This window comes from Nostoc sp. PA-18-2419, assembly GCF_005869855.1.
Taxonomy (GTDB): domain Bacteria; phylum Cyanobacteriota; class Cyanobacteriia; order Cyanobacteriales; family Nostocaceae; genus Nostoc.
Window position 1 is genome coordinate 1 of the sequence record NZ_SZNH01000071.1, and the last position, 12,347, is coordinate 12,347.

The 12,347-nt window shown below is 38.3% G+C and carries 12 protein-coding genes and 1 pseudogene; 10 read left to right on the forward strand and 3 right to left on the reverse strand.

Annotated features, from left to right (window positions below; all coding sequences use genetic code 11):
- The coding region (locus FCR06_RS31200; RefSeq protein ID WP_411268035.1) for an IS630 family transposase at nucleotides 1-493 on the forward strand (493 nt) is incomplete at its 5' end.
- Between the two features lie 259 nt (nucleotides 494-752).
- On the forward strand, nucleotides 753-1,451 hold the full coding sequence (gene urtE, locus FCR06_RS31205; protein WP_138506699.1) for an urea ABC transporter ATP-binding subunit UrtE: 699 nt from the start codon (nucleotides 753-755) through the stop codon (nucleotides 1,449-1,451).
- On the opposite strand, the gene FCR06_RS31210 is transcribed toward urtE, so the two are convergent.
- The 3 genes from FCR06_RS31210 to FCR06_RS31220 form a co-directional block, all read right to left on the reverse strand.
- Nucleotides 1,414-2,142: a hypothetical protein gene (locus tag FCR06_RS31210; RefSeq protein ID WP_138506701.1), complete on the reverse strand. Its 729-nt coding sequence runs from the start codon at nucleotides 2,140-2,142 to the stop codon at nucleotides 1,414-1,416. The two genes, urtE and FCR06_RS31210, sit on opposite strands and share 38 nt — an antisense overlap.
- 5 nt (nucleotides 2,143-2,147) lie before the next feature.
- A complete protein-coding gene (locus FCR06_RS31215) occupies nucleotides 2,148-3,458 on the reverse strand; it encodes a cytochrome P450 (protein WP_138506703.1) in 1,311 nt (436 codons plus the stop codon).
- 726 nt (nucleotides 3,459-4,184) lie between these two features.
- On the reverse strand, nucleotides 4,185-5,672 hold the full coding sequence (locus FCR06_RS31220; RefSeq protein WP_138506705.1) for an MOP flippase family protein: 1,488 nt from the start codon (nucleotides 5,670-5,672) through the stop codon (nucleotides 4,185-4,187).
- 2,082 nt (nucleotides 5,673-7,754) lie between these two features.
- Between FCR06_RS31220 and FCR06_RS31225 the strand changes: the two genes are divergently transcribed.
- The 8 genes and pseudogenes from FCR06_RS31225 to FCR06_RS31245 all read left to right on the forward strand — a co-directional run.
- Nucleotides 7,755-8,093, forward strand: a complete 339-nt coding sequence (locus tag FCR06_RS31225) for a hypothetical protein (RefSeq protein ID WP_138506707.1) — start codon at nucleotides 7,755-7,757, stop codon at nucleotides 8,091-8,093.
- Nucleotides 8,094-8,833: 740 nt separating this feature from the next.
- Nucleotides 8,834-10,387, forward strand: coding sequence for a cation:proton antiporter (locus tag FCR06_RS31230; RefSeq protein WP_138506709.1), 1,554 nt, complete (start codon nucleotides 8,834-8,836; stop codon nucleotides 10,385-10,387).
- Nucleotides 10,388-10,703: 316 nt separating this feature from the next.
- Entirely contained in the window at nucleotides 10,704-10,889 is a 186-nt protein-coding gene (locus FCR06_RS34490) for an aldo/keto reductase (RefSeq protein ID WP_262984730.1), read from the forward strand.
- Complete coding sequence (locus tag FCR06_RS34495; protein WP_262984731.1) at nucleotides 10,879-11,112, forward strand: aldo/keto reductase; 234 nt, start codon at nucleotides 10,879-10,881, stop codon at nucleotides 11,110-11,112. Before FCR06_RS34490 ends, FCR06_RS34495 begins: the two co-directional genes overlap by 11 nt.
- A 114-nt stretch (nucleotides 11,113-11,226) precedes the next feature.
- Nucleotides 11,227-11,628 carry an IS5 family transposase gene (locus FCR06_RS34500; protein WP_262984732.1) on the forward strand — a complete coding sequence of 134 codons (402 nt, stop codon included), beginning with the start codon at nucleotides 11,227-11,229 and terminating at the stop codon, nucleotides 11,626-11,628.
- Entirely contained in the window at nucleotides 11,514-11,924 is a 411-nt protein-coding gene (locus FCR06_RS35025; RefSeq protein ID WP_411268036.1) for a transposase, read from the forward strand. Before FCR06_RS34500 ends, FCR06_RS35025 begins: the two co-directional genes overlap by 115 nt.
- Before the next feature lie 16 nt (nucleotides 11,925-11,940).
- Nucleotides 11,941-12,042: pseudogene (locus tag FCR06_RS34510) on the forward strand (IS5/IS1182 family transposase); the annotation flags it as partial.
- A gap of 47 nt (nucleotides 12,043-12,089) precedes the next feature.
- Nucleotides 12,090-12,347 (forward strand): IS1 family transposase (locus FCR06_RS31245; RefSeq protein ID WP_138506711.1); only part of this gene is annotated, 258 nt, incomplete at its 3' end.

Below are 12,347 nucleotides of genomic sequence, written 5' to 3' on the forward strand. Positions count from 1 at the left end.
GTCAGGTCTAAACTTAGGAATGACACGGCTCTATGGACGTGCAAAACGTGGTGAGCGATTGTACGACTCTTGCCCCCGGAATCGAGGAAAAAACATCTCGTTAATTGGGGCGTTGAGTATGGATGGACTAATTGCCACTATGAGTATTCCTGGCAGCGTCAATACCGATGTATTCTTAACCTACATTCGAGAGATTCTGACACCTCAATTGTGGGTGGGAGCGGCTGTAGTCATGGATAATCTACCAGTACATCAAGCCCTGGTAATTCGAGAAGCTATTGAAGCTGTTGGTGCGCGGCTTGTCTTTTTACCTCCCTATTCGCCTGATTTGTCTCCTATCGAATTGTGTTGGTCAAAACTCAAACAGTGTTTACGTACTGCAAAAGCCCGTACTTGTGAGCAACTTAACCAAGTATTAACACAGATTGTGACTGAGCATATTTCCTCCGATGATGCTTGCGGCTGGTTTGCTCATTGTGGTCTATTCATTTGAAAACTACTGTAAAACCCCGTTTTTACATGTTGGATTGTCAGGCAAGGACGATGCAACTATCTGAGAATGGGCAGCCCAAGAAAACTGCCCTATTTTTGTTGTAAAAAATACCAGTAGTGGCTATTATTTGATTACAGTTGATAGTCAACAGCCTTTATACAAAGTTGCTCTCAGTTCAGTAAGTGGGATGAGTAAAACATTCCATTTTGTACAAAATTATAAAAACTCAATCTTTCTCTCTGCGCCTCTACGTGAACTAATGCTAAAAATTTCTAACCTTAACGTTTATTACGGTGAAAGCCATATTCTCCGTAACGTAGATTTAACCGTACCATCGGGGCAAATGGTTTGCCTCATCGGACGCAATGGTGTAGGTAAAACCACCCTACTCAAAACCATCATGGGTTTACTCAAACCCCGTAGCGGTACAATTAATTTCGCTGAACAATTAATCAACTCCAAATCTACCGACCAAAGAGCAAAGTTAGGAATTGGTTATGTTCCCCAGGGACGAGAAATTATCCCCCGTTTAACAGTCAAAGAAAATCTGCTCTTGGGGTTAGAAGCTAGACGTAAACCAGTCAAAAAAGCAGAAATTCCCGAAGAAGTTTTTAGCTTATTTCCCGTATTAAAAACTATGCTCTCGCGCATGGGTGGAGATTTAAGTGGAGGACAGCAGCAACAACTAGCGATCGCTCGTGCTTTAATAGGACAACCTCAATTACTCGTCTTAGACGAACCCACCGAAGGTATTCAACCGTCCATCATCCTAGAAATTGAAGCCGCAGTCCGTCGCATCGTCGAAACCACAGGTATTTCTGTATTATTGGTAGAGCAACATTTGCACTTTGTTCGTCAAGCCGATTACTATTACGCCATGCAAAAAGGTGGTATTGTCGCCTCTGGTTGCACCGACGAACTCAGCCAAGATGTGATTCAACGTTTTTTAGCGGTTTGATTTCTGATATTTTTAACTCAATTGTGTCAGAAGCAATCAAATCTGCTGCTTCTTGTAAAAGCTCTTGCTGTTCCTTTTGAATTGCTGCTAAACGACTAGAAATTTCTACTAATCGCTGTTGTTTATTTGTTTGAAAATTTTCAGGTAGTAAAACTGGCAGGTTATCTGTTGTTTTAGTAGGTGTGATTCGTTCAACAGCAAAACTACCAACTTGAGTTAAGGAGACAAAGCTAACTTTAACTAAAGCCAGAAGTAACTTTATCGGAACTTTTAGTAGTGACCAACTAGCTGTTTCAATAACGCGGACAATTGCTCTGATGATACTCCAAAGTAGAGCTAAGGCAAAGACTAGAATTACTAAACTAATAATTGGGTGATTAGCCGCCCAAGCTAGTATTTGAACTAACCGAAAAACTACAGGGTGTTGTGTTAGCCAATCATTAATAGAAGAATTAATTGCTGTTTGTACTGCTCCGGATGTTGTACTTTTAAGTTGCTCTGCCGTTTGCCAACTTTGTTCTAAAGAACCTTTAGCTTGTTCCCAAGTTGTAGTAACTGTATTAATTGCCTTATCGGTTGTAGTAGCTGCTGTGTTTTGTAAAGACTGTCTAGCTTGTTGGACTATATCTTTCGCTGTTTGCAAGCGTTGCAAAACTTCTTCAGATAAATTTATCTCTATAGGAAGTGCCATAAATTTTACCGAGGCTTAAATCGAACCCGCAACCCATCTTTAGGACGATTAGGAATACCCATTGTATTTAGACTTTGATTGGGTAAGATTTCCCAATCATAGCTACTCAGAAGATGGGCAGCGACAATCTTCATTTCCATTTTCGCAAAAGCTATACCAATACAGACGCGCGGCCCACCGCCAAAACCAACTAAACTAAAGGGATATTGTTTGTGTTCTTGACGCTGAGGGCTGAAGCGGTCTGGGTCAAAACGCTCTGGCTGAGAATAAATTTCTGAGAGGCGATGAGTAAATGCGATCGCATAATATAATTGCCAACCGGCAGGAACATAACAGCCTTTAAATTCAAATTCTTTAACAACACCACGAAATCCCGCACCAACAGACGGACGTAGCCTTTCAACTTCTAATAAAACCCGGTCTAAATAAGGCATTTGTCCCAATTGTTCTAAAGTTAAAGAACCAACATCAGCAAATTTTAGTTGTTCTTCCCTGGCGCGTTGCAGTACCTCTGGATGACGGGCTAATTCTAGACACAACCAAGTCAACATTGTGGTTGTGGTGTCATGTCCGGCAAAAAGTAATAGTAGCGCTTGGGCAATAAGTTCTTTTTCACTTAAACTATTACCATCTTCATCTCTAGCTTGGACTAACAAACTCAGAACATCTTTGGTTGGATTTTGCTGGCGCTGTCTGACGACCTCAGTTACATGCTCTAAAATTTGATTACGGGCTGCTAAGGCTTTCCCAAATTTAGTAAATGGTAAGGGCAAAGGATTAATAGCAAACAGTCCATTTGCCAGAGTTGTAAACAACTGGCTTAGGCGCATACCTTCAACTCCAGGACGCGTACCCAGCAACAATTGACTGGCAATATCAAACGTCAGTTGTTTAAACTCTTGGAACCAGGTAAACTCCTGCTGCTCCTCCCACTTTTGCAGATAACTACGTGTAATATCTTCTATTGTGACGACATAATTCGCCAATGCTGGTCCATGCAAAGCTGGCATCATCAAGCGGCGATTTCTACGGTGTTCCTCTCCATCTTGTAAAAAAAGTGATTCACCCAGCAATATCTTAAAATTAGCGGGCCATCCTTCGCGCCAAGAAAAATTATCTATATGGGTTGACAAAACAAACTCTAAGGCTTCTGGTCCTATCATAACTACAGTAGGTCTGCCAAGAAGATGAGTTTTAAAAATAGAGCCATACTGCTGATAGCGCTTTTTACTAAAGTTGCGGTCAAATAAAAAAGAAAGTGTCTCACCTAATATAGGTAAACCAAAGCTTCCAGGAGGAATTTTATTAGTTTGCATATATCAATTTAATTACTTGATTAAAAATGGATTTCACTAACGTTAAAATCGAACTCACAATCTATCTTTAGGTAGAGATAATTAATTTTTAGCAGGCGAATGCTATTTTTTATCCTACCAATGATATATAACCTAAGTATGACGCAAACTAACCCCAACACCTTCCCCAAATACGTCGGCAATAATTGTTGTTGAGATAGGGCAGGAAGCAGGTATCAAGAGGCAGGAATAAAAAGGGTTTGAGCCTTGTTTATTTTTCTTTACATAGTTTTGTTTTATTGTGCCGACTTACTTACAACAGAAGGAGCAAAAAGTCTTCAACTTGCTACGAAAGAATAAGGTTTTTAAACCTCTTCCTCAAATGGGGAGAGGAATGGAGCCGGGGTTTTTCAAAATTTATTAAATTTATACAACTTTAAACGGGATAATTTATTTCTTAGAGTTCCCTAAACCGGCATTAAATTACTACTAATAAATTAAATTGCTATAGCAAAATTCTCGGAGCTTGACGTTTAGCCAATGACTTCACCGAAAAGTAGAATTTATAAAAAAGAATTTTACTCGCCACAAACTACATAATTAACAAAAGCCGCCATTGTTAGACTTATCTGCATGTTCTCTGAGGCTGAAGCAGTTAAAAAACAATTATCTAACCACTTCAGATACAGATAACGCAGAAAGAAAAGTCAACTTTTTATAGTATAGTTACAACTTTATAATTGCTAATTACCTTTTACTCTGGCCAAATTTTTTAGATATAAATAGGTTAATAATCTCACGTATTTGCTGTACTATATTTGGTGCAAGTAATACAATAAGCACTACATAAGTTATAGCGCCTAATAATATGCAAACAGCTAACAATGTTTGTACATTTATGAGATTTTTTAATAATTCCTTAGCTGTAAAAATCACAGTAACCATACCGAGTACTCCAGCTAATGGAATCACGTATTGGCGCAGATAACCACTTAATTTAATACCAATTAGTTTACGAATAAACCACAAATCTATAGGTGTTAATAGGTAGCTGCGAATCACATAAATTGCTGCAACAGCTACGATTCCCCAATGTACAGCAATTGAAAAACCAATAACGTTTGCTATGGAGTGCATAAAGTTTAGTCTCAGTTTCCAAAACGGTTTACCCATCGCTGTCATGACAGTACCGTTAAAGTAGCTAACTGAATGAACAATACCAATAAAAGCCAGTACTTGCATCACTGGAATACTTGGTAACCATTGCTCTCCAAACAAAACTCTTACTAATTCGGGTGCTAATGCTGCCATACCCAAAAATGCAGGAAAAGAAATTAGGCTCGTAAGTTGCGTTACTTTGTAAAAAGCACTTTTCAACTTTTCCGGTTCTTGCTGTAACCGAGAAAATGCAGGCATTGCAACTTGATTTGTCACGCCAGTTAATAATTGAGTAATTATTATTAGCAAGCGGTAAGCAACTGAGTAATAACCCAAAGCAACTGGACCAAGAAAATAGCTAATTAGTAAGTCATCAGATCTCCGATTAACAAAGTTGAGTATTTGAGTTCCTAATACATTAATACCAAAGGTAAATAATTCTTTGAAATGCTTTGGGGAAAACTTGAATCTTGGTCGCCAATTACTAGCTGACCAGAGAACTATAATCTGAACTAAACCATTTATTAACTGTTGACTAACTAGACTCCAAATACCAAAGCCCATGAAAGCCATTACCACGCCAACCACCCCACCAACACACACCGCTATCAGTTCACGTATTGCTAAAGGTTTAAAATCAAGGTTGCGTTGAAAAATTGCTTCCTGGGTACTACTTAGGGTAATAATTACAAAGCTGAGAGATAACCAGCGAATGACTGGTGTTAACTGCGGTTGAGAAAAAAAGTTGGCAACTAATCCAGCACCCGCAATACTAAGAACTGTCATCAGCAAGCCGATACCAACATTAGTCCAAAACGCTGTATCGAGATGTTCTGTTTCTAGTTCCTTTCGTTGGATGATTGCTACAGAAAATCCTTGGTCAAGGAAAATCCCGATGAACGCCAAAAATATACTAGCTGAAGCAACTAAACCGAAGGTCTCAGGCCCGAGTAGACGTGCAAGTATTGCAAAAACAACAAAGGCGATCGCTTGGCGTCCCCAATTCTGAATTGCAGACCAAAACACGCCTTCTAATGCTTTTTGTCGAAAATTTGATGATTCTTTAGGTGGTTCCATTACTTAAATCAGTGAACAGTGAACAGTAAACAGGCGTATACTCAGGGATTTAAACTACTGAGTAGTAAATAGTTCTGGATGAAGGCATATAATGGGGGACTTTGACTTCACAGTCAAAATCAATCACTCAATAATTAATAACTGTTACAATACATCATTCTTAACAATACCTTTTTCTAGTTATGAATTGAATAAATTGATATTTGCTGACGATAATTATAAATTTGAGCGACTGTCAAACTCTTACCCATAAGTATAAAGTCCAATTAATATACTTAGTATTTTTTTACTCATTCAAATTAAGTATTTTGCCCACACTGTAGTCATCCTAACGCATAAACACTTATAAATTTAAATCTCAAACTCACAGAACTCTAAACAGTAATTTATCGAATTTTTGGAATCAAAACGACATTTCTCGCCCCTGAAGTTTGGAGCGTAACAAGGCTCTGCTCCAAACTTATCTTCCTATTCCCTACCACCATCTCCTAAAAGCGATAGGATATTTTTTATTTGTCAATCCTCAATCTATTTTCACAGACTCTTACCCCGCATCATATAATAAGATGGTAAAATTCTCTGATGAACTGATAAATACCTGGCTAGAAGATGGACAGCATATAAGCAAACACTATAGTCAACTGGTATTCAAGGAGGATTAATATCATCTAAAAGTATTAGGAAAAGAAATAAGCAAAGATATTTTAAAATTTTTGATAAACTCTTTAAAGATATTGTAATTATTTATCCAGCTTTTTCCATTTTAGATGTAGGTTATGGCAAAGGAGAACTTCTAGATTATTTAACCTTACAATCACTGGATATTAACGAATTAAAATATTTAGCATTGATATTGTTCCTGCTTTCCTTGCAGCAGCAAAACAGAAGTTTCCTTTAAAAGACTTTGAAATCAATAATTTTATTCATCCTGATTTTTATCCAAAAAATCGATTTAATATTGTGTTATTTTTATAAGTTTTAGTAACCAAAGTATAATATAACTTGTTGATTGACTATATTGTTAATCAAATGGTCAAGTATGCTAAAAAGTATGTTTTGTTTAATATTATTTTCAATATCGATCCATCTTCTTGTAATTACTCGCAGCCAAATGCAGTTCGACACTTTACAGTTTTGAGTGGTAATATTTTATACTTAATTGCCAATAGTCTCGATTGTTACGCTTATAAAGTAAAGCCTGATAAAATTTTTTCAGAGTAACTGACATTTTTGTGTGCATTCAATTAGAGCGCTCAATACTTATAAGTGCCTAACAGTTCACTACTATGAGTCAGAATAAGCGCGTAAATTATGTATGATTGTTAGATAATAAGTAATCATTTTAGACTAGTAAATAAAATATTTATCTGAGAGTTAATTTTAATTTGTTTGAAACCTAACTTATTACTTAAATCTTTTATATTCAATCCATGCTTACTTAAAGACTAAAATTTTATCTAGTGTTCTCACAAAAGTAGAGTAAGTGATCACCCAATATCGAGCAGCTGCATTCTTACACAAATAGGATGGTCTAGCTCAAAAGGCTGACTTATGTGTACTAAGGATAGAGGTTATTGCTTCAAAGGGCAACAGCAGCCTTTATTGACAATGATTGCTCTATAAAAAGGTATAATAGTATTGTCCGCTGCTCTAATAAAGTTCCACTATTTGGTCAAGAGTTACCCAGTAGTATTTGGGTTTCCTTAGCAGCTATAGAAACCGATAACCCAATCTTCATCGTTAGTACAATGAAGCTCCAAAACCACACTGCTGATGATTGGGATTAGTGCGATCGCAGTTAGTTAGCCGATTTAATCTCAAGCTGTACTCGAGATTATTTGATAAGTATATCCAAAGGTAAATAAACTTTAGGAAGTACCACTATTCTGATGATTGTGTTCTAATAAAAAAAGGTAAAAATTCTCATGCTTGGTAGCAAAGAGGCAAAATGACTATTTGATGTCTAAGAAGAAGCTCAGATTGATTGAAATTAGAATAAACAATATTTATTTACCTGCAAGAGTGGAATTCATATTTTCATTCAGCAACACCACCATTATAAAATACATTTGAAAAAACTATATGCATCGTTCATTGATGGTTAAACCAGGGCTACTACTTATTATTTTGACAATAGATTTGATGAACTATTCTCCTGTGCAAGCAAACATTACACAGAACATACCTCAAAACCAAAAGCAGTTGAAAGCACAACAATCTTCTCAACAACTGTGGGAACAATTTCGACAGCAGCAAGATGTAGTCAGACTACAACAACAACAGCGAATTGAACAATTTCGCATAGAAAATAAATTTAGACAACAACAGTTGAGACAACCTAATACCAACCAATTAAGAGAACAACAAAGACGCGAAATGGATGTATTTAAAATACAACAGAAATTTAGACAACCGCAGTAAAAGTACAGAATCTACCTTAGACTTATACCAATTCGTAATTTGTAATTACGAAAGTCTGACTTAGTCAGGGTTCCTAGATTTGGATCTGTATCATTATTTTTGGTAAATGGTATCAGCTTACATAATTTTAAGACGTTGCCGAATATGGGATGATTGAGGTTGAGGCAAACAAAAGTTGCAGGGCTGACTTTTGACGAGTTGAATTTCAGGGAACGCCGGGACACAAAGACAGGATGATGCAATTTATTTTCAATTTTTACAATTGAAGTTGTTCTCAATCTCCGATTACATAACTTCAACTGCACGCTTTTATAATTTTGATTGATATAAATCATCAGTAGCTTCAAGTGCTTTTTTGTCGGGCGTAACCGACATAACATTAATCAATGTTTGATTAACTGGACTCGTTCTTCGAGTAATAAATGACTAAAGAAAAAATTTAATTAAAAATTGCGATCGCAGATTCACTCAACTTTCATGAGGATGTACCAGTATTTATTGACACCAATAGGTTTTACCAAGTGGTGTAATCTGATATACTTTTCCATACTGTCCACCTTCTTATGGAACAATACCAAAGTTTTTTGGGATTGGGTTAGCTTAACATAAAGTCGTTATCGGTATTTACGTTCCTCAAATGCCATCAAATAGAAGTTTTATATATACCTAAACTTGCTAATTTGGCAGCAGTAAGGCGAGAATCTATCAGTCAAGTCAAGATCGCTTTTTTAAATGTAATAGTGGATGTAACTCAATTAGTCAAAGTTTCAATTATTCTCTTGCTGCTAGCTACAGGTGTAGCTCTGCTGTCCCGACGGTTAAGAATTCCTTATGTCACGGGATTAGTGTTGGCTGGTTTACCAATCACTGAATTGTTGTCTCGTCCTCTTGGTTTAAATCCTTCGTTGGTTTTAAATCTTTTCCTGCCAATTCTCATATTTGAAGCTGGTATTAATACTGATGTCAGCCGCCTACGCAGCACATTTAAACCAATTGCCCTGTTGGCTGGGCCGGGGGCTTTGCTTTCCAGTGGAATTATTGCCCTACTGTTAAAATTTGGGCTGGGATTAAGTTGGATAGCTGCTTTATTTGTGGGAGTCACTCTGGCAAACACTGATACAGTTTCCATGATTGCCGTCTTTAAGGAAATATCAGTGCCCTCCCGACTTTCCACCATCGTTGAAGGAGAAACCTTATTTAATGATGCAACTGCCTTAGTTTCGTTCAACCTAGTTTCACAAGTGTATTCCACAGGTTCACTGACATTGCTAGAAGGAATTGAACAACTGGTATTTATTTCTCTAGGAGGCTGTGTTGTCGGGTTAATCTTGGGTTACTTAAGCATACCTGTGTTTGCTCGTTTAGACGATGCCCTTAGCAGTTTATTGCTCACAGTTGCAGTTGCCTTAGGAACTTTTCAGGTTGGACAATCTCTAGATGTATCGGGTGCTGTGGCTGTAGTTGTAGCGGGATTAATTTTCGGAAATTTGGGACTTTCTCGGAATACTTCTGCTTCTAATCGGATCACATTGCTGAGTTTCTGGGAATATGCCAGTTTTACAGTCAACACCTTCATTTTTCTACTGATTGGTGTAGAAATAGATTTGGGAACACTTTGGAAAACTTTACCTGCAATTCTATTTGTAGTTTTAGCTTATCAAGTCGGGCGACTTCTTACAGTCTATCCATTACTAGCAGGAATTCGATGGTTTGACCGCGCAATTCCCTTGCGCTGGCAACATTTACTGTTTTTAGGCAATATTAAAGGTTCACTCTCGATGGCTCTGGCTTTGAGTCTACCCACCACATTACCGGGGCGAGAAATCCTTATTGCTTTAGTCTTCGGGAGTGTACTGGTGTCATTAATGGGGCAGGGTTTAAGTTTGCCTTGGGTGGTAAAACGCTTAAAATTATCTCAATTTTCAGAAGCTCAGCAGCAGGTTGAAGAATTACAAGCCGAGTTGATGACCAGTAAAGCCGCACAAGATGAATTAGATAGCCTGTTAAAATCAGGAGTACTGCCAAAAGCCGTTTATGAAGAGATGCGTGCAGCTTATCAACTGCGAATCGCAAAAGCAGAAAAGGCATTACGAGAATTATATAATCGCCGTCCAGAGAAATTATCAGTCCAAAATGGCGAACTCAGTAAACTTGATGCCATCCGCCGCCGCTTACTTCTGGCGGAAAAAGGAGCGCTCAATGAGGCAATGCGGAAGCGAATTCTTTCAGAAGAAATTGCGCAAGGACGGATACGAACTATTGATGAACAATTGCTGAAACTTGAGGATGATTAAGGAAACTCAAAGAAATAAATTATCTGGCTTTGAAGTTGCAACTGATGAACGCCAGTTACTACCCTACAGAAACGCTAAGAGCGAACAACGGGGGTAGAAACGCACTGGCTCTTTTTGAGTGTGAGGAGTGAGATATTTTTTATTTAGAAGTGCCTAAGTAAGTAACTCCTGTCTGATTGCAATACAAAACTTAATCTTTTATAGAGACCCAAAACAACTAAAAAAATAAATACTAAGTATAGGAAATCAACTTGAACCTCAGCAACTCGGCTCCAGAGGTCTAACTGTTTTTCCTTTAGCTCTGGGATGTATGGGTATGTCTAGTATGTACGGTTTAACAGACCACAAAGAAAGCATTGCCACCATTTATGCAGCTATTGATCGCGGTATTACACTATTGGGCAGTGGCGATTTCTATGGTAGTGGGTATAATGAGATGCTAATTGGTCGTGCACTCCAAGATCATCGGCACAAAGCTTTGCTACATATCTGTGAAATTTAGCGCTTTACGTTCTCCTGATGGCGGATGGTTTGGTATCGATACGCGTCCTAGCTCAATGAAAAATTTTGCAACTTATAGTCTTGCTCGTTTGGGAGTAGATGACATCGACATCTATCGCCCAGCTCAACTAGACCCGCAAGTTCCACTTGAAGACACCATTGGAACGATCGCTGATTTAGTGACAGGTGGTTATATCCGAGCTAATGCCATCAATAGTATATAGTGGGTTAGGTTAAAGCCCCTAAGAGGCTATTTATAAAGTAAATCTAAAAGCGAGAAGAAAAGAGTAAGGGTAAGGATAAAATACATCATACACAGTGTATTTACATAGTTGGTCATGGCAGGAAAGTCTTACCCCACAGACTTAACTGATATGGAGTGGGAAATCCTGTCTCCCTTGATTCCACCAGCTAAAGAAGGAGGGCATCCACGCACAACAGATATGCGTGAAATATGCAATGCCATCTATTATCATTTGAAAACGGGATGCCAATGGAATATACTTCCGGGCGATTTTCCCCCAAGTTCAACGCTATACAGCTATTACTGCAAATGGCAGCGCCAGGGAGTCTGGGAAAAATTAAACCATACACTGCGCGGTCAAGTTCGCTTAAAACTAGGTAAATCAACACAACCAAGCGTGTTAGCAAAGCTCGCCGTAGGCATCGCCGCAGACACTCAGTCGGTAAAAACGACCCAAAAAAGGGGGATGTCTACGGCTTTGATGGTGGCAAGCTAGTCAAAGGAAGAAAACGCCAGACAATCGTTGATAGCCTTGGTCTCTTGCTCAAAGTGATTGTGAGTGAAGGCAATGCTCCTGAAAGATTGCTTGCTGCCTATGCTTTGATGGAACTGGTAGAGGAACGCCCAGAATTATTAGAAAAAGTTGAAGTTTTATGGGTTGACTCTGGGTATGACGGTGATAAGTTTGCGTTGGCTGTTTGGTTAATGATTCAAGCTCATGTTGAGGTCATGCGCCGTGCTGGGAAAGAGTTTGAAGTTTTACCCAAGCGTTGGGTAGTAGAAAGAACATGATTGCTGGTTTAACCAGTACCATCGCTTGAGTAAGGATTACGAGCGTCTTTCTGAAATGAGCGAAGCTGCCATATATGCCGTTATGACTCGTATTCTGTTACGTCGTCTAGCCGTCTAAAGATTTACGGTGTTGCATAATAGAGGGATGAATTGAGGTCATCTACTGTGCAATGTCCATACTGTGAGTCTACGGAAATTAGAAAGAATGGAAAACGGAGAGGTAAACAAAATCACATCTGTAATAACTGCGAGCGCCAATTTATTGATGTGTACGATCCGCCAAAAGGATACTCAGAGAAACTTAAACAAGAATGTTTAAAAATGTATCTTAATGGTATGGGTTTTCGTGGGATTGAACGGGTTAAAGGTGTACATCATACTACTATAATTTCTTGGGTAAAACAAATAGGAGAAAAGCTGCCA

Coding starts and splice junctions, on each gene's coding strand:
- FCR06_RS34490 (WP_262984730.1), top strand. CDS start 10,704: ATGTCTAGTATGTACGGTTTAACAGACCACAAAGAAAGCATTGCCACC.
- urtE (WP_138506699.1), top strand. CDS start 753: ATGCTAAAAATTTCTAACCTTAACGTTTATTACGGTGAAAGCCATATT.
- FCR06_RS34500 (WP_262984732.1), top strand. CDS start 11,227: ATGGCAGGAAAGTCTTACCCCACAGACTTAACTGATATGGAGTGGGAA.
- FCR06_RS31210 (WP_138506701.1), bottom strand. CDS start 2,142: ATGGCACTTCCTATAGAGATAAATTTATCTGAAGAAGTTTTGCAACGC.
- FCR06_RS31220 (WP_138506705.1), bottom strand. CDS start 5,672: ATGGAACCACCTAAAGAATCATCAAATTTTCGACAAAAAGCATTAGAA.
- FCR06_RS31225 (WP_138506707.1), top strand. CDS start 7,755: ATGCATCGTTCATTGATGGTTAAACCAGGGCTACTACTTATTATTTTG.
- FCR06_RS31215 (WP_138506703.1), bottom strand. CDS start 3,458: ATGCAAACTAATAAAATTCCTCCTGGAAGCTTTGGTTTACCTATATTA.